The sequence below is a fragment of the Paenibacillus sp. GCM10028914 genome, assembly GCF_042666275.1.
Lineage (GTDB): Bacteria > Bacillota > Bacilli > Paenibacillales > Paenibacillaceae > Paenibacillus_AQ.
Genome location: NZ_JBHTFO010000007.1, coordinates 1 through 17,308, shown reverse-complemented (window position 1 = coordinate 17,308; position 17,308 = coordinate 1). Strand labels below are relative to the sequence as shown.

At 43.6% G+C, this 17,308-nt stretch carries 12 protein-coding genes, 11 tRNA genes and 1 rRNA gene; 3 read left to right on the top strand and 21 right to left on the bottom strand.

Annotation, left to right across the window (positions count from 1 at the left end):
• Nucleotides 1–99 precede the first annotated feature (99 nt).
• On the bottom strand, nt 100–651 hold the full coding sequence (locus ACFQV5_RS05805) for a GNAT family N-acetyltransferase (RefSeq protein WP_379244552.1): 552 nt from the start codon (nt 649–651) through the stop codon (nt 100–102).
• Nucleotides 652–938: 287 nt separating this feature from the next.
• Between ACFQV5_RS05805 and ACFQV5_RS05800 the strand changes: the two genes are divergently transcribed.
• Entirely contained in the window at nt 939–2,408 is a 1,470-nt protein-coding gene (locus ACFQV5_RS05800) for a hypothetical protein (protein ID WP_379244550.1), read from the top strand.
• A gap of 51 nt (nt 2,409–2,459) precedes the next feature.
• On the top strand, nt 2,460–3,680 hold the full coding sequence (locus ACFQV5_RS05795; RefSeq protein ID WP_379244548.1) for an MFS transporter: 1,221 nt from the start codon (nt 2,460–2,462) through the stop codon (nt 3,678–3,680).
• Between the two features lie 109 nt (nt 3,681–3,789).
• On the opposite strand, the gene ACFQV5_RS05790 is transcribed toward ACFQV5_RS05795, so the two are convergent.
• Entirely contained in the window at nt 3,790–4,152 is a 363-nt protein-coding gene (locus tag ACFQV5_RS05790; protein WP_379244546.1) for a winged helix-turn-helix transcriptional regulator, read from the bottom strand.
• Nucleotides 4,153–4,313: 161 nt separating this feature from the next.
• On the opposite strand from ACFQV5_RS05790, the gene ACFQV5_RS05785 reads away from it, so the two are divergent.
• Complete coding sequence (locus ACFQV5_RS05785; RefSeq protein ID WP_379244544.1) at nt 4,314–4,940, top strand: TetR/AcrR family transcriptional regulator; 627 nt, start codon at nt 4,314–4,316, stop codon at nt 4,938–4,940.
• Nucleotides 4,941–5,092: 152 nt separating this feature from the next.
• On the opposite strand, the gene glmS is transcribed toward ACFQV5_RS05785, so the two are convergent.
• The 19 genes from glmS to rrf all read right to left on the bottom strand — a co-directional run bounded on the left by glmS (nt 5,093) and on the right by rrf (nt 17,179).
• Nucleotides 5,093–6,925 (bottom strand): glutamine--fructose-6-phosphate transaminase (isomerizing), encoded by a 1,833-nt coding sequence (gene glmS, locus ACFQV5_RS05780; RefSeq protein WP_379244542.1) that lies wholly within the window; start codon nt 6,923–6,925, stop codon nt 5,093–5,095.
• A gap of 627 nt (nt 6,926–7,552) precedes the next feature.
• Nucleotides 7,553–8,893 (bottom strand): phosphoglucosamine mutase, encoded by a 1,341-nt coding sequence (gene glmM / locus ACFQV5_RS05775; RefSeq protein ID WP_379244540.1) that lies wholly within the window; start codon nt 8,891–8,893, stop codon nt 7,553–7,555.
• Between the two features lie 35 nt (nt 8,894–8,928).
• Nucleotides 8,929–10,413, bottom strand: a complete 1,485-nt coding sequence (locus ACFQV5_RS05770) for a CdaR family protein (RefSeq protein ID WP_379244538.1) — start codon at nt 10,411–10,413, stop codon at nt 8,929–8,931.
• Nucleotides 10,406–11,236, bottom strand: a complete 831-nt coding sequence (gene cdaA, locus ACFQV5_RS05765; RefSeq protein ID WP_379244536.1) for a diadenylate cyclase CdaA — start codon at nt 11,234–11,236, stop codon at nt 10,406–10,408. The genes ACFQV5_RS05770 and cdaA overlap by 8 nt, the downstream gene beginning before the upstream one ends.
• A 199-nt stretch (nt 11,237–11,435) precedes the next feature.
• Nucleotides 11,436–12,050, bottom strand: a complete 615-nt coding sequence (locus ACFQV5_RS05760; protein ID WP_379244534.1) for a zf-HC2 domain-containing protein — start codon at nt 12,048–12,050, stop codon at nt 11,436–11,438.
• Nucleotides 12,051–12,167: 117 nt separating this feature from the next.
• Nucleotides 12,168–12,737, bottom strand: coding sequence for an RNA polymerase sigma factor SigW (sigW, locus tag ACFQV5_RS05755; RefSeq protein ID WP_379244532.1), 570 nt, complete (start codon nt 12,735–12,737; stop codon nt 12,168–12,170).
• 246 nt (nt 12,738–12,983) lie between these two features.
• Entirely contained in the window at nt 12,984–15,770 is a 2,787-nt protein-coding gene (ppc, locus tag ACFQV5_RS05750) for a phosphoenolpyruvate carboxylase (RefSeq protein WP_379244530.1), read from the bottom strand.
• A gap of 278 nt (nt 15,771–16,048) precedes the next feature.
• Nucleotides 16,049–16,122: transfer RNA gene (locus tag ACFQV5_RS05745), tRNA-Gly, on the bottom strand.
• A gap of 11 nt (nt 16,123–16,133) precedes the next feature.
• A tRNA-Pro gene (locus ACFQV5_RS05740) sits at nt 16,134–16,207 on the bottom strand.
• Between the two features lie 21 nt (nt 16,208–16,228).
• Nucleotides 16,229–16,305 (bottom strand) — tRNA-Arg (locus ACFQV5_RS05735).
• 5 nt (nt 16,306–16,310) lie between these two features.
• Nucleotides 16,311–16,385: transfer RNA gene (locus tag ACFQV5_RS05730), tRNA-Gly, on the bottom strand.
• Nucleotides 16,386–16,392: 7 nt separating this feature from the next.
• Nucleotides 16,393–16,477 (bottom strand) — tRNA-Leu (locus ACFQV5_RS05725).
• Between the two features lie 15 nt (nt 16,478–16,492).
• Nucleotides 16,493–16,568 (bottom strand) — tRNA-Lys (locus tag ACFQV5_RS05720).
• Between the two features lie 6 nt (nt 16,569–16,574).
• Nucleotides 16,575–16,649: transfer RNA gene (locus ACFQV5_RS05715), tRNA-Gln, on the bottom strand.
• Between the two features lie 60 nt (nt 16,650–16,709).
• Nucleotides 16,710–16,785, bottom strand: a tRNA-Val gene (locus tag ACFQV5_RS05710).
• Between the two features lie 24 nt (nt 16,786–16,809).
• Nucleotides 16,810–16,884: transfer RNA gene (locus ACFQV5_RS05705), tRNA-Glu, on the bottom strand.
• Nucleotides 16,885–16,898: 14 nt separating this feature from the next.
• Nucleotides 16,899–16,974: transfer RNA gene (locus ACFQV5_RS05700), tRNA-Thr, on the bottom strand.
• Between the two features lie 3 nt (nt 16,975–16,977).
• Nucleotides 16,978–17,053, bottom strand: a tRNA-Asn gene (locus tag ACFQV5_RS05695).
• 9 nt (nt 17,054–17,062) lie between these two features.
• Nucleotides 17,063–17,179: ribosomal RNA gene (gene rrf / locus ACFQV5_RS05690) — 5S ribosomal RNA — on the bottom strand.
• Nucleotides 17,180–17,308 lie beyond the last annotated feature (129 nt).

Below are 17,308 nucleotides of genomic sequence, written 5' to 3'. Positions count from 1 at the left end.
CTGACGAAAGGCTGACACAATTATACCATATTTCAAACTTTCCAAACATCGATATCACCATCGGCGCTTCCTTGCTAGTTTTTATTCGTTCGCTCTCCGTTACTTTACATACTCTTCTTTTAATATAGAATAATGTACGCTATCTGTTAGGACACCTTTTACCATATGGTTTCTACGACGGGTACCTTCATATGTCATACCTAAGCGATTCAATACTTTCCCCGAAGCACTATTCCTAACATCATATTCGGCAAATACTCGCTCTAAATCTAGTGTATTAAAGGCTAAATCAAGGATTAAATTCCCCGCTTCTGTCATATAGCCTTTACCCCAAAAATGCCTATTTAATGTATAACCCAGTTCTCCACTTTTATTGTATTCATGTACTCTGAACTCGATCGTTCCAATCATTTTGTTGCATTCTTTTAACAAGATTGCATATTTACCTATAGGTTCTTTCATGAAATAGTTAGCTATTAAGTTCTTTGTTTGATTTATATCTGTATGCTGGGCATAAATGAACCGCGTAGTTTCCTCATCAGATGTATATTCATACATATCCTCAGCATCATCAAGTAAAACAGGACGTAATATGATACGCTCACTTTCCATCTGACTGTGCTTAACCATCAAAAAGTTAATATTCTTCATTTTGCACCCCCATTATTTGACTTGTGGATTATGATAGCATACCACAACCAATTCACCCCATTAATAACCAATTCAGATTTTATATTAGATCCTAATAGAGATTAGTGTTTCCGCTGAAGGATTACTACTCCCCCGTTTCAATCTCATTCATTTGTCAACTAACCCATTTCTAGTATCAAAATGTATCCTACCCCACAAAAATGTTCCGTTCATACAAAAAAGTGCGTACTTTTCACCAATTAGGAAGGATGATAACCTTACATATAGAACGATCGATCCACAATTAAATGAGTGACACGATCGTTAAAAAATCAAAGGTGAGGTGCGAAGAAATGCAGGAATATGAACTTACTTTGAAAGATAAGAAAATCGTTTGGGGAGAAACCATAGATATTGAGCGGCTCATTGACAACAAACCAGTTGACTCCTTCCGACAAGGCGTAAACACGAACATGGATTGGAATTTGCCTGCAGGTATATATCGAGCAAAAGAGATTGTTATCGAACTTGATAAAATGCTTGAGGCAATGCTAGTTCAGTTGGGCGAACCAGTGAACAGCGATCCAACAGTACTCTTAGATAGCCTGCTAGCCAATTTAGCGATTTCCGGGCGCTTGTCTTCTTTGCCTTTAAAATCATTGGAACTTGAAGATCATGCCGGTATAGAGATTAGAGATCAAGCGGTGCATATCGGAGAACAATTGGTAAGCTGGGCCAGAGAGATCAATGCTGAGAAAAAGACATTGGCTGAGTACGGGTCAGAAACGCTTAGTGAACTGGAATTTCGAAGCCACTGTTATGGTCATCCGCTGACTCCGGAAGCCACTGCTCAGGTTTGGGGACCATTCGGCGGACCAAGGATCATGCAGATTTATAATGAATACTTACACCAATTCGTTTTACTGCGGGATGCCTTGTTGCCATTTGCCAATTGGGAAGAGGTTCCATTTGAAGTCAAGGAATATGAGGAATTCAAAGGATTACGGTTTCTTGAGCCATCCCGAGAAGTATTCTTAACGCAACTGTTCAAGAAAAAATTGACACATAAATCGATCATCCAGTATGCACAAAGTGTGGTTAGTTCAGGACTCGAAAAGGTCGGTTACGGCTTCCAATATCGTTTAGGTACCGTTTTGCCAGCTGGTCTGGGTGATTCTGCCCGTACGGCATCCCGCTATCTCCTGAGATGGCATCCCGTACAAACGATACAGGTAGAAGATGCAGAAGGTTTGGCTGCAGTCTCCTTCGATTATGAATATGAAGATTATTATTCCGCCCCCCGTACAGAGGCAGGAAAAGGAACACCGGCAGACGACAAATTGTTTCCTGACTATGGGGAGGTCTACAATGAACCCTCTATTGCCCGGTTGCTGCCAAATACCAGTACAGATCGAACGACCCTGCAGTTCAGTTTGGAGATGAAAGGCAGCGAGTTTACAGTAGATCTTGGTCAGCTTTTTAGGGGACAGCGCTTTTTATATCGGCCACAAAGAAGAAGCAATGCCGGGAGCGAATTTATAAAGCGAGAATATATCAGCTGGCACCCTGCTGAAGACATTCTCTCACATTCCGGATTGGTCACCAATGTAGATGGCATCCATTTCATTCCGACTGGCAAAAATGAACTTGTTCTACGGGTTTTACTAGGCAAACTCTATCCTGAAAATGTAGTTTTATTGGACAAAGGAGATCAGGAGGAACTGGAAGCGGCTTATGTTTCCGGCAAAGGCTTCGGTACGCAATTTTTAGTGCTGTAAGTCGTTACATGAAATCCACAGTCTATTTTGGATAGAAAGGGCGAATCTATATTGACCAGACAACAAAAGTTTTTGACTTTGAATCTATTTTTAATGACCTTTATTCTGGGGACCAGTGAGTTTTTGATGGTCGGATTATTATCTGAAGTTGCTACAGATATGAAAATTGCCATATCGACTGCAGGCTTTCTGGTGACGGCTTTTGCGCTTACCTTTGCTATAGGTACCCCGGTCTTCACGGCATTATTCAGCCGATTTTCCAAGTTGCCGCTCATCCTTGTCTTGCTCAGTATATTTATACTTGGGAATATCGTCACCGCTTTATCAGGATCGTATGCTCTGCTTCTGGTGTCCAGAATAATCACAGCCGTGGTTACCGGCGTCTTGATTGCACTCGCAATGTCAGTAGCAAGTGAAGTCATGCCTCCAGAAAAAAGAGGACCCGTCATCTCCATCATCTTTACTGGTTTCACAGTGGCGAGTGTCCTTGGCGTACCTCTTGGTACTTTTATCGGACAATGGGGTGGTTGGCATTTGGCTTACTGGTTTACCACATTACTAGGAATCATTTCTTTGATCACAAGCATCGCAACCATTCCTAGAGGACTAAAAGGTACACACAGTTCACTCACAAAACAACTCAGATTACTCGCTTACCCCAGAATTGTGCTTGCTTTCGCCATTATGATGTTAAGTATAGCAGCTACTTATAGCGTCTATACGTATTTAGCTCCTTTGCTTCAGGATGTGCTCTTTGTTCCAGCACGTTATATTAGCCTCATCTTTTTGCTGTATGGTGTTGTATCTATCTTCAGCACGTTAATCGGAGGAAAGCTGGCTGTCGGTGACGGGATGAGAAAAATCCGCTATGTGCTTCTGGCTCAAGCCGTCATTCTAGTGTCACTTTATTTCACTTCAGGTTCTCTTATTGGGGGACTCGTCAGCATCTCATTCATGGCTCTCGTTGTCTATCTTATGAACTCAACGATGCAGCTGTACTTTATTGATTTTGCCGATGAGCATGTTCCCGAAGCAAGAGACTTGGCTGCATCCTTAACCTCCGTTGCCAATAATGTTGGCATTGCGATCGGATCCGCTTTAGGTGGATTTGTCACTACGAACATGAAACTCATTGATCTTTCCTGGTCTGGAGGAATTGTGGCTGTACTCGCAGCAGTGCTGGCATGGATCAACTATCGTTTGAAGCAAGGAGCTGTCCGTACGACTAAAGAGAACAATGTACTGCACGAACAATTCGAAGGAAATTTATAATTAAGACATATAAAGCAGGAGGTACTTTGAAAAGTACCTCCTGCATTTCGAGTATCGTAAGCAAACTTGATCGGGCAAAGTTTAATGGTAAATAGATAGAATGTTGTTTTTATGCATTCTTGTGATTAATGTACAATACTTCATCGGGAAAGTTTTCGATATAGGTGGTTCCAAAATCGCATAACATTGTGAGCATGGGGGCCAGTTGTTCTCCTAGCTGAGACAAGCAATATTCCACTTTTGGCGGTGAAACTGGGTAAACCTTGCGAATAATAAGCCCATCGCTTTCCAGCATTCTTAGCTGCATCGTAAGCATGCGTTGGGTTGCTTCAGGAAGTTCCCGTCGCAGTTCATTATACCGTACTGGACCTTTGGCTAAGTGGTTTAAAATGGATATTTTCCATTTCCCACTGATTAAGCCGAGTACAATTTCTGAGGTACAGCGATATTCCTTGTCTCTAAAGTTTATCATCTGTCGACACATCCCTTATAGAAAGATTGTGTATAAGTAGTTATCTCTCTTATGCCAATATGAATTATAGATCACTCATTCCATATATTATGTTCAAACCACTTCATCTTGTCAAGGACTTCTGGATCGATTAGTATAAAATTAGTAAAGGAGGTCATCTTATGCCACGAACGGGACGCCCACGTACATTTAATCGTGACGAGGCGCTTGCCGCCGCCATGATTCTTTTCTGGGAATATGGCTTTGAATCCACTTCACTGTCTCAGTTAAAGGCCGCGATGGGAGATATATCATCCGCAAGTTTTTACGCAGCGTTTAAGTCAAAAGAAGATCTGTTCCGTGAAGTGATTGATCGGTATATCACGATGTATGGACATGCTTCAGAAACTTTCAGGAATACAAACATATCATCGAGAGCAGCCATAGAATCGGGACTGCTAGAAGCAGCTCGGTTCCAGACAGAGAACACTCACCCTTTAGGTTGTCTTTTGGTTTTGTCCACAGTTAACTGTTCGCCTGAGCAACAACATGTCCAAGACCTTTTGTCAAAGGAAAGAAAAAGGGTTCGCGGCTGGATCAAAGAGTGTATAGAAAGAGCCGTAGCCAATGGGGAGTTGCCAGAATCCACGGATATCTCTATGGTGGTTACGTTATTTGAAACATTTTTACGAGGGATTTCTACACAAGCTCGTGACGGCGTTCCATACGAGGAAATTGCTGCTGCCATAACTCATTTGATGAGCGTATGGGATTCGTTATCGGTTGAACACGGTATTCGGGAGAATTGATTGCGCGAAACAAAAAAAGCCGAGCAAATTCCAGGAAATAATCCTGGATCTGCTCGGCTTTGATATGAGTTTAATTATTTTGATACGAGTTTAACTTGCTGCTGGAGGACTTTATTTGCTTTGCACAAATAATTGTCTACACTCTCTCCCGCTTACTCCACTGTCACGCTCTTCGCCAAGTTACGTGGCTTATCCACATCAAGACCAAGCGCAAGTGAAGCATAGTAAGCCAGAAGCTGCAATGGAACAACAGACAATGCTGCAGTTAGGATCGGCAGTGTCTTCGGAATTGCAAAAGCTTGGTCTACAGACTTCAAGAGGTTCACAACATGCTCTTCATGCGTGATAACCATTACGTCAGCGCCTCGTGCTTTCACTTCCTTGATGTTGCTCACTGTCTTCTCAAGTACATCTTCCTGTGTCGCCAAAGCAATTACAGGAATACCCTCTTCAATTAGGGCAAGTGTTCCGTGCTTCAATTCACCTGCAGCGTATGCTTCAGAGTGGATATAAGAGATCTCTTTCAGTTTAAGCGATCCTTCTTGAGCAACGGCAAAATCTTGACCACGACCGATAAAGAACAAGTGCTCATGCTTGGAGATTTGTTCTGCATAATCTTTAATCGCTTCTGTGTTAGCCAGCATGGACTCTACTTGCTCTGGCAAAGCTTCCATTGCTGCCAAGATCTCAGCTGCAGTATCTTCTGTAACTGTACCGCGAACTTGAGCCAGATACAGTCCAAGCAAATAAAATGCGATCAATTGAGATGAATAAGCTTTAGTGGATGCTACTGCGATCTCTGGACCTGCCAATGTTCCAAGCACACTATCTGCTTCACGAGCGATTGAGCTGCCCACAACGTTAGTAACTGCGAGTACATGTGCACCATTGCTCTTCGCCTCACGCAGTGCAGCCAGGGTATCAGCTGTCTCACCAGATTGGCTGACAACAATAACAAGCGTTTCAGGAGTTACGATTGGTGAACGGTAACGATACTCGGAAGCTACGTCATTCTCAACTGGAATACGAACCAGAGATTCAATAACATTACGACCGATCAGACCTGCATGGTATGCTGTACCACAAGCAACAATTTGTACGTTGCGAATATTCGCAATCTGCTCATTCGTCAGCTTCAGTTCAGGCATAATTACCTTGCGTCCACTTTCATCCACACGTCCGAGCATCGTATCACGGTATGCTTTTGGCTGTTCATGAATCTCCTTCAGCATGAAGTGATCGAAACCGCCTTTTTCTGCTGTTACAGCATCCCAGTCGACACGAATCATTTCCCGAGAAATAAAGTTCCCCTCGATTGTCATCAGTTCGACAGCATTTGCAGTAAGAACAGCCATCTCTCCGTCATTCAGAATATACACATCACGTGTATATTTCAAAATCGCCGGAATATCAGAACCGATGAAGTTCTCTCCATCACCAAGACCGATAATCAGTGGGCTCGCTTGACGCACAGCAACCAATTTATCAGGCTCATACTCAGTCAGTACACCAAGAGCAAACGCACCTCTCATGTAGGTAATAGCTTTCTGTACCGCTTTAACGATATCTCCGTCATACTCACGAGCAACGAGGTGGGAAATAACCTCTGTATCTGTCTCAGACACAAAATGATGACCTTGCTCGATCAACTCTTCCTTTAGCTCCAAGTAGTTCTCCACAATACCGTTGTGGACTACCGAGAATTTCTGGCTGTTATCTGTATGCGGATGGGAGTTCACATCAGACGGTTTACCGTGAGTAGCCCAGCGAGTATGTCCAATCCCTGCTGTACCCACAAGTGGAGCTCCCTCCAGCTTGGATTCCAGGTTGGCAAGACGTCCTTTTGCTTTTGCTACACGCAGACCTTCGCTTGTAAACACGGCAATTCCCGCAGAGTCGTAACCACGATACTCCAGCTTTTTCAATCCATCGATCAACACCGATTGAGTTTTCTGATTTCCAATATATCCGACAATACCACACATAGTATAATTCCTCCGTTTTTTCCATATATGATCGTGTGGAAATAACGCGGCGCACCTGTGCAGCATTTTCAGAAAAAGAATGATTCATATTCAGTTTTCAACGTACAAAATATCAACGATCTATATATTTCGATTGAATCATGAATGCACTCTTCTTCCGCCGCATAGACCACGTTATCCGCACACTCATGGTTTATTTTAGTATAATGGCACCTATCGGTACGTTGTATGAACGGTCGCCCACTCATTTTCCGATCCGACTTACGGTTGGTGCTGATTACCGGGAGGCCCCCGCCGAACATTTCGAACACCTCCACCTCGTCAGCTTGCTCTCTGCCGATGGCCGTCTATGAAAATCTCTTTCACAGGCTCTGGCCGTTCCCGCGCAGTCTCAAGCTCTGGCGCTTGTGTAACTTTCAGTAACCTCACGATCCTCACTCTCTATCTTGAATGACATTTCTTATTATATTCATGTGACACAGCTTTGGCAACTGGACTCCTCACCCATTACTGGACATGCCTACCCTTATAAAAACCCCATAACCAAAGCCGGTGAAACCTTCTTTTTAGTCCCACCGGCCCACGTGGAGCTTAGCCCTAACTACCTTTAAAATTGCAACTAGCGACTTACGCCAATTCCCGCTTCACGACATCTGCAAGCTGTTCCACATAGCGATCCAGCTCATCTTTGTCCGGACCTTCTGCCATGACACGAATTAATGACTCCGTTCCTGAAGGGCGAACCAATACACGACCATTATCGCCAAGCAGCTGCTCAACTTCAGCAATTGCAGCTTCGATCTGTGCATTCCCTTCATATTTGCTCTTATCGCCAACACGAACATTCACAAGCACCTGTGGATATTTCCGCATGCTGCATTTCAAGTCACTCAGACGTTTACCAGAGGAAACAATGGTATCCACAAGCTGAATACCTGTAAGGATGCCATCACCGGTTGTATTGTAATCCAGGAAAATAACATGCCCAGACTGCTCGCCACCGAGATTATATCCACCACGGCGCATTTCTTCCATAACATAACGGTCACCAACCGCAGTCTTAGCCGTTTTCAGCTTCAAATTATCACAAGCTTTGTAAAATCCGATGTTACTCATAACCGTAGATACAATCGTACCTTCCTTCAACTTGCCTGCACGATTCATAGCTTCGCCGCAGATGCACAGAATGAAGTCTCCGTCCACTTCTTCTCCTGTATGATCGATTGCAATAAGTCGATCCGCATCACCATCAAATGCCAGACCAAGATCTGCATTGTGACGAATCACTTCTTCTTTCAATTGTTCTGGATGCGTTGATCCACACTGTTCATTAATGTTCAGACCGTTCGGTTCTGCTCCAATGGCAATAACCTCTGCACCAAGCTCACGGAACAATTTAGGAGCAAGCTCATAAGCGGCACCGTTAGCGCAATCCAACACAATTTTCAGTCCGTCAAAACGGTTGCTGATCGTTGTTTTAAGATACTCCAAGTATTTATATTTAGATTCGTTATCTACAATCACTTCACCGAGATCTTTACCTACCGGACGAGGAAGTTCATCAATTTCGGCATCCATCAGTTCTTCGATTTTCAGTTCCGTCTCATCCGTCAGCTTAAAACCATCGCCTCCGAAGAACTTAATTCCGTTATCCTCAACCGGATTATGAGAAGCAGAAATCATAACACCAGCATCTGCTTGAAGCAGTCTTGTAATATACGCAACAGCAGGCGTTGATACAATGCCTAGGCGAATAACATGTGCGCCAATGGATAAAAGTCCAGCTACCAGAGAAGATTCCAGCATGGCTCCTGATACACGCGTATCCATACCGATTACAACGGTTGGTTTCTCTTTATCTCCTGTGAGGACATAGCCTCCGCAACGTCCAATACTATAAGCCAATTCGGCAGTCAGCTCTTTATTCGCAACTCCTCTGACACCATCTGTTCCAAAATATTTCCCCATGCTACGCTATCTCCTTTTGTCTAATCATCATATTGTTATTCATCTGTTGGTGGATCAATACTGAGGCTTGACGGAGTTCCCTCTTCAACTCCTTCAACCGAAGGAGGTGTTGTTGGAGGATGATCCGTATTATCATCACTCGTTTGATCATCATTTTCGTTTGACTCATTGTTGTCGGTACCCGAGTTGTTACCTGTTCCAGGCTTATCTTGGGGTACTTCCGGTTTTTCCTGATTCGTTCCCTCATCCGGATTCGTAGTCGGTGTGCTATTTGCCGGTTTATCGTTTTCTGTTAATTCCACTTTTACAACAAGCCGCTTCTGATCCACCCGATTGATAAAATTCGGCAGGGTAACCTGAAGCGGTATTTCATGCACGCCAGCTTTCAAACCGGCTGCATTGGCGACCAATCCAATATCTGTAGGCTGCAGACTATTGAGCAGATCGGGTGCTCCCGTCAAAGCGATCGACATCGTTTGGTTTTTGGGTTCCGTTATTTTCCCACTCATTCCTGAGGGAACTCCCTTAAGAGTTACAGGTATTCCATCCACCACTCTCTCACCATGAGAAACGGCGGTAATCTCAACCTGTATGGAGCTAGGCTCGATTTTCTCAAAACCTTCTGGCGGCGTCAAGTCGGCCGTTAGAACCGTTATTCCAGACTTCCTTACATTTGATAAATTGATCGTGACTCCTGTATAGGTCTTTGCTCCTGCCAGTACCTCTTTACTTCCGTACAATTTAACCTCTTTTGTTTTCGAGTTCACCTTAGAAAGAACTAGATCATCAGGTAAACTGCCTGTATACTCAAGTTCAAGTGGAACCGTAACAAAAGAAGCTTCTATTGGAATTTCTGCAGCGACGGTGGAAGGTTCTATAATGGCATCTCCCATCACTTTCCCTTCCGTATCATATGCTGCAAGTTTCACCTTTTTTTCCACAATATTTTCATTAGCCCCATCCAGATCAACAATTCCTTTTACCTCAGCCAAGCGAGTAAGCTCTGATTCTGGAAGAGTAACATTAACGGTGCCTGGTTCTATGGTCACTGGTGTACCTACCCTGTAATCCGTGGCAGGCTCTCCTTTAGTCCCGATAATTACGTTAACAGCTTTAGTTACACGCTTTTCTACCGTTACCGTCGCTACTGACGGATTGACAGAGACTAGTTCCACACCACTGGGTTTATCAACACTCAGGGGCAAAGTAAAGGTTCCTGGTTCTTTAATATTACTTAAATCCAACCTCACCTTATACTCATCGGCAAAAATAGTTGTGATATCCGAACGTCGGCCTCTGACCTCCAGATCTACACGGTCAACACTAATGCCTGTTAGCGAATATACACTGTCATCAAAGCCATATGTTTGGATTTTGACATCCTCAATCGTTTTAGTATCAATAATTGTGGTCGGTGGAGTACTATCACCGCTGTCCATATGAACCATTCCCCACAACAATATACTGACAGCAAGAGCTATAAGTTTGGTTGTCATATTATTTTTTAGCCACTTATCCATTCTTTCCGTCTCCCTTCCGTTTCCAGAAGAATGAACGTTTCTCTTTAGTGGATGCGGCAGGTCGCAATTCTTCATACATTTTAGAGATGAGGGATTCTTCCTTAATATCACGTACGACGTGTCCATTAATTGCAAGTGAAACTTGTCCTGTTTCCTCAGATACAACCACAGAGATCGCGTCTCCTACCTCACTGATTCCGATTGCTGCCCGGTGACGAGTTCCAAGCTCTTTACTAATAAACGGATTTTCTGACAACGGCAAATAACATCCAGCCGCAGCAATCTGATTGTTTTGCACGATAACCGCACCATCATGAAGCGGTGTATTAGGAATAAATATGTTTATAATCAATTCGGAACTAATTACGGAACGCATCGGTATGCCGGATTCCACGAATTCATTCAATCCGGTTGTCCGCTCAAATACGATCAATGCACCGATCTTTCGTCTCGATAAATAGTTCACGGCCTTAATGGTTTCTGCAATTAATTTATTTGTTTCCTCATCCATATCTGCTGTTCTTCCAAACAGTTTTCCCCGTCCCAGTTGCTCGAGTCCTCGTCTTAATTCTGGCTGGAATATAATGAAGATTGCCAGTACACCAAATGTGAAAATCTGATTCATCAGCCATTTCAGGGTATAAAGATCAAACCAGGTACTAAGCGCCCAGATGATCACCAACACGAGGATCCCTTTAAGCAGTTGTACAGCTCGGGTACCGCGAACAAGCAGTATCAGATGATAAATAATATAGGTAACGATAAGTATATCGATTATATTCTTAATGGACTCTTGCCAATTTAAGTCCGTAAAATACTCCATACTGCAACCCCCGTCATCCCTTAATAACGCCTGCGATTTTATATGTAGTATGTGCTCTACACTATCTAGGTTATAACGTTAAACCACACGATGCAAGTCGAGCACCCTTTTTTCGTAAAAAAATAACAAAAAATCACAAAAAGGCGCCTTTTTTCTAAAGAAAAGAGGCGCCGTAATTCATCAAGGTGCAAATTTCATCTTAGCGGTAAGCGACATCGGAAAAGAGATTCGTAATCTTGTACCAAATCCAATCCATTGCTTTATCAATATCCTTCACTTGTCCGGATATATGTGCCGTAGAGGCTTGAAAAAGCTCTCCGTCGATGACGGTTAAGTTCCCTTGAACCTGTCCGAAAACTTGTGCCTTTCCGTTCTCCACAGTTATATCACCTGTAATGATCTGATCCTGTGGAATAATAACTGTCTTGCCTTCGATAACAAGTTTATCAAGTTCACTGCCTTTTACGATCAGTTGGCTCTCCTGGTTCCATAAACTTACGGTACTAAAGAGCATTACAACCAGGAACAAAGCTGCTGCCGTAATTGCCGGATGATGCTTTATCCAGGTAATCCAAACCTTTTGTTTCTTTTGCTTAGGTAGCATTCCCATAATGCGGTCCGTCAAATCGTCGGAAGGCCCTGTATCATGGTGTGTCAAGGAAAACAAAAGCATATCCGTCTGTTCCAGTTCCTCGAACCTGTTCCGGCACTCAACACATTGCAGCAAATGGGATTTAAGTTCCAGCTGCTGCAATTTGGACAAATCATTGTCCAAATAATCGTGCATCAAAGAGACGGCCAATTTGCAATCCATATGAGCCAGTCCTTTCGTTCAATCTCTTTGCTGGGTCCACTCCCCATTAGGGTCATAAGACTTGCTTATTGTTCAATACGAACCGGAAGCGGTGATGTTTCATAATTTTTAAAAAAACTATAATTTATATTCCAGTTTTTTACGTAAATACTCCCGCCCACGGTGAACTCTCGTCTTGATTGTTGTTACAGGTAAATCAAGTACATCACTAATCTCCTGAAGTGACATGTCCTGAATATATCGCAAAATCATAATCGTTTTGTATTTTGCAGGAAGGGACTCGATCGCCTGATGAATAATCCGCTGCGTTTCCGATAACAACATCTCAGACTCCGGTGTACGGTCATCGCTAGGTATCATCGAATAACCGTCCATTCCCTCTTGATCATTCATATCTGCATCAAGTGAGTAGGACGGCTTGCGCTTTCGCAGCCGATCTATACAAAGGTTAGTCCCGATCCGGTAGATCCAAGTCGAAAACTTCTGATTCTCATCGTAACGATCCAGATTCTTATATACCCGTAAGAACGTCTCCTGAACAATATCCTCGGCCTCATGCCGGTTATTAAGCATCCGGTATGCTAAATGAAAAATTTTATCTTTATAAAGTTCTACAATTTCAGCAAACGCTCGCTGATCCCCTTTACGGGCAAGCTTCGCCAATCTTACATCCAAATTGTCCACCATAATTCCCCCAGAATGGTCTGATGGGTAACGTCTAAAGTGTTAAAAGCATCATTAAAATGGTAATTCAACTTTTTCTAAAATGCAACACAATTCGAAAAACAATGCGTTTCCGCAATCGATAAATTTAAATTCAAAACTTATCTTTTCGAAACGACCACCTATCACTGTAAGAAATAAAAAAAGCGAGGCTCCGTAGGGAACCTCGCCTTAGACTATCCCTTATCTTTATTTATTTCATAAAAATAATCAACCTGTATTCCGAAGTCCTGCAGCGATACCATTGATGGTCAGCAACACTTCACGCAGCAAATCAGGATCGTCTTCACCCTTTTCACGCAGGTCACGCAGCTCATTCAAAAGCTGCACCTGTAAATAGCTCAGAGGGTCAACATACGGATTGCGGAGTCTAATCGATTCCTGCAGTACCGGTTGGTTATCCAGAATTTCCTGTTGTCCTGTGATTTTGAGGACCATTTCCTTAGTAAGCTTGAACTCCTCTTTGATTAATCCGAATATCCGCTCACGAGCAACATCGTTTTTCGTCATAAGTGAATATTCCTTTGCAATGATCAAATCCGCTTTTGCCATGGCCATTTGCAAAGTATCAATCATGGATGTAAAGAATGGGTAATTAACATACATGTCTTGAAGCGTCTTAAGGTTATCCTCATTGCCTTGATAGAAGCTCTGTAAGCCCGTCCCTGCCGCGTACCACGCAGGAAGTAAATAACGACTCTGAGTCCAAGCAAACACCCAAGGGATGGCGCGTAGGTCCTCAAAACGGTCACTGTTCTTACGTTTGGAAGGACGAGATCCGATGTTCAGTTCTCCAACTTCAGGCAGCGGTGTAGATTCTTTAAAGAAGCTCAAGAAATCCGGATCACGGAAGATAAGATCTTGGTACTTCTTCTGTGAGACTGCTGAAATATTTGCGGAAATCTCTTCCCACTCTTTCTCCTGTGTATTCTCCTGTGGAGTCCGAGCATTAATGGAAGCACGAATCAACGCAGATGTTGCTTGATCCAAGCTACGATAAGCAATGCCTTTAAGAGAATAACGTGAAGAGATCACTTCTCCTTGTTCCGTAATCTTGATGCCGCCGGCAATTGTATTTGCAGGTTGCGCCATAATACTACGGTTTAGCGGCATGCCGCCGCGTCCAAGTGAACCACCGCGACCATGGAAATACTTCAGCTTAATGCCATACTCGTTACCAACAGCCGTAATATCTTTCATAGCTACTTGGAGTTCCCAGTTGGCTGTTACAGCTCCACCATCTTTATTACTATCGGAATAACCTAACATGATCTCCTGAAGATCATTCATCGCTCTCAGACCCTCACGGTAAATCGGAAGGTTGAATAGACGACGCATAATTGCTGGAGCTGCGTGTAGGTCCTCGATTGTCTCAAACAATGGAACAGCTTGAAGGGTTGCAACCACTTTTCCATCGTTATCTTTACTGAACAATCCAACTTCTTTCGCGAACACCATCACTTCCATAATGTCGCTCGCGCCTTCTGCCATACTGATCAGATAACTCGATACACAGTTAACTCCAAACTCCTTCTGAGCCCGGTATACAGTACGGAATACCTCTAAGCACTCCTCAGTACTGTCACTGTACTCCTGATAAGGTGTTGTAAGTGGACGTGGATCGTTAAGCAGCTTGTTCAGAAGTTCAATCTTATCTTCTTCCTCAAGTTCAGAATAATTCGAAACCACGTTCATTTTCGCCAAAATCTCAGCCATCGCATTTTCATGCTCTTGACTGTGCTGACGGATATCCAGTGTAGCTGTGTGGAACCCGAATAATTCAGCCTGGCGAATTAATTTCTTAATATATGTGTCAGCTACATAGTCGGCATAATGATGTCTTAAACTACGATCAATAATCTGTAAGTCTTCAATAAACTCTTCCGGTGATTGATAACGTTCTTTTCCAGTCATTTCGCTATCCAGCACATGGGCCATTTTAGCTATCATGTAGGCAAGCTTAATCCGATAAGGCTCTTTCTCATTGTGCCAAATTTCCATCTTCTTCAGTGTAACATTCTCACGATCAGTGCAGATGGACTGCTTCAATTCATCAGACACATTAACAATCGTAGCACTGAAGCTTAGATTTTTCATGAGCCCTGTTAATATATGTTGGTACTCCCGGATAGCAAGTTTACGCTGCATCTCAAGCGTCTTCCAAGTAACGTCTGCTGTTACTGAAGGGTTACCGTCACGATCGCCACCGATCCATGAGCCAAAACGAAGATATGTCGGTACATGCCAATCAGAACCGGGATAATACTTACTTAAGCAGCGCTCAAGCTCTTGATAAACTTCTGGCAAAATGTGAAACAGCGTTTCATGAAAATAATACATCCCATTGCGAACCTCATCGAGCACCGTTGGTTTGCGATCGCGCAGTTCATCGGTCTGCCATAGTGTAATGACTTCGTTAAGTAGCTTTTCGCGAAGTTGCTCTCTTTCACGGAAAGTAAGCGTTGGGTTATCAAGTAGCATAACATCTTCGGAAATTCTTTTGTGGATATCGAGAATGGCACGACGCATCGCCTCTGTTGGATGTGCTGTCATTACTAGCTCCAAGGAGAGACTTTCAAGAATTTCTTGAACTTCTTCATACGTAAAATTCCGCTCTTTCAAATCCCGGACTGCACTTTCAATGGATCCTGGTTGTACACTCTCACCCGCAGAACGTTCATAGTCACGTTTCCGACGAATTCGGTGATTCTGCTCTGCGATGTTAACCAATTGAAAATAAATTGCAAAAGCTCTGATCACTTGATGCCGATTGTCTGGATCAAGCGTGCTGACAATCCTTTTAAAATCTGCGAATAATTCAGGCAAAAATACGGAACGTAACGATTTGCTAGTTTCACGAATTTTCTCAACTATATCTAAAAGTTCATTGCCTCCTTGATGGACAAGAACTTCACCGAGAATATTCCCTAAAAAACGTACATCACGCCGCAGCAGATTATTAGAACTGCTCTTTGCGGTTACAGTAAGTTCAGTCATGCTACTCCTCCCATCTAAACCCGTACTAAAAGTTTATCTTTTTTATACCTTCCTATTATCATACAATAAATGCGGACGAAAATCTTTACTTTCCAACCGAAAAAATTCGCCAAATCGACAAAACAGTAGGGTTTTACCGAGAAATTTCTTTGGTATAATCCTTATCTTTCCAATGTTTGAGCCTTAGTAGTTACATCCTTTAGCACACTACCACTTCGCAGAGTTAGGACTTCAAGATGTAAAAAAAACATCACACTCGGTGATGTCTACTTTATGTATGGAGCGGGTGATGGGAATCGAACCCACGCTACCAGCTTGGAAGGCTGGAGTTCTACCATTGAACTACACCCGCAGATGTAACAATCGGGATGACACGATTTGAACATGCGACCCCCTGGTCCCAAACCAGGTGCTCTACCAAGCTGAGCTACATCCCGTTACATATGAAGAATAAAAAGTGGCGCGCCCTGAGAGATTCGAACTCCCGGCCTTTTGATTCGTAGTCAAACGCTCTATCCAGCTGAGCTAAGGGCGCAAATATGGAGCGGACGACGGGAATCGAACCCGCGACCCTCGCCTTGGCAAGGCGATGCTCTACCGCTGAGCCACGTCCGCAAAAACATGGTGCGCGTGAAGGGACTCGAACCCCCACGTCGTGAAACGCTAGATCCTAAGTCTAGTGCGTCTGCCAATTCCGCCACACGCGCACAAGGCAAAACTAATGGTGAGCCATGAAGGACTCGAACCTTCGACACCCTGATTAAAAGTCAGGTGCTCTACCAACTGAGCTAATGGCTCAAACAATGGCTGGGGATATAGGATTCGAACCTATGCATGACGGAGTCAAAGTCCGTTGCCTTACCGCTTGGCTAATCCCCATTAACGATGTACTGAATTCTATCTTGTCCTATCATTTATTAGAACATGTGATGATGTTTATGGTGGAGGCTAACGGGATCGAACCGCTGACCCTCTGCTTGTAAGGCAGATGCTCTCCCAGCTGAGCTAAGCCTCCATATTGTTATGTTAAAAGTTAAAATGGTGACCCGTAGGGGATTCGAACCCCTGTTACCTCCGTGAAAGGGAGGTGTCTTAACCCCTTGACCAACGGGCCGCGCGTTCTCGAAATGGAGCTTCCAACCGGGATCGAACCGGTGACCTCATCCTTACCATGGATGCACTCTACCTACTGAGCTATGGAAGCAAGTGGCTCCCCGAACAGGACTCGAACCTGTGACAACTCGATTAACAGTCGAGTGCTCTACCAACTGAGCTATCAGGGAATATTATCCGCTTGGCGACGTCCTACTCTCCCGGGACCCTTCGGTCCAAGTACCATCGGCGCTGGAAGGCTTAACGGTCGTGTTCGGTATGGGTACGCGTGGAACCCTTCCGCTATCGCCACCAAACGGTCAAGTGTTTGATCACTTGAAAACTAGATACGAAACAAACTTTGCGAATTTACATTTGTCTCTGAAGTACTCCTTCGATGCAAAGCGTAACGCTTCCGAAGTGAGTTTTCTTTCAGAAAACTTTTA

Bases quoted from the DNA above. Each gene is read 5' to 3' on its own strand.
- ACFQV5_RS05790 (WP_379244546.1), bottom strand. From the start codon at position 4,152: ATGATAAACTTTAGAGACAAGGAATATCGCTGTACCTCAGAAATTGTA.
- ACFQV5_RS05785 (WP_379244544.1), top strand. From the start codon at position 4,314: ATGCCACGAACGGGACGCCCACGTACATTTAATCGTGACGAGGCGCTT.
- ACFQV5_RS05770 (WP_379244538.1), bottom strand. From the start codon at position 10,413: ATGGATAAGTGGCTAAAAAATAATATGACAACCAAACTTATAGCTCTT.
- glmS (WP_379244542.1), bottom strand. From the start codon at position 6,925: ATGTGTGGTATTGTCGGATATATTGGAAATCAGAAAACTCAATCGGTG.
- glmM (WP_379244540.1), bottom strand. From the start codon at position 8,893: ATGGGGAAATATTTTGGAACAGATGGTGTCAGAGGAGTTGCGAATAAA.
- ACFQV5_RS05760 (WP_379244534.1), bottom strand. From the start codon at position 12,050: ATGGATTGCAAATTGGCCGTCTCTTTGATGCACGATTATTTGGACAAT.
- cdaA (WP_379244536.1), bottom strand. From the start codon at position 11,236: ATGGAGTATTTTACGGACTTAAATTGGCAAGAGTCCATTAAGAATATA.
- ppc (WP_379244530.1), bottom strand. From the start codon at position 15,770: ATGACTGAACTTACTGTAACCGCAAAGAGCAGTTCTAATAATCTGCTG.
- ACFQV5_RS05800 (WP_379244550.1), top strand. From the start codon at position 939: ATGAGTGACACGATCGTTAAAAAATCAAAGGTGAGGTGCGAAGAAATG.
- ACFQV5_RS05805 (WP_379244552.1), bottom strand. From the start codon at position 651: ATGAAGAATATTAACTTTTTGATGGTTAAGCACAGTCAGATGGAAAGT.
- sigW (WP_379244532.1), bottom strand. From the start codon at position 12,737: ATGGTGGACAATTTGGATGTAAGATTGGCGAAGCTTGCCCGTAAAGGG.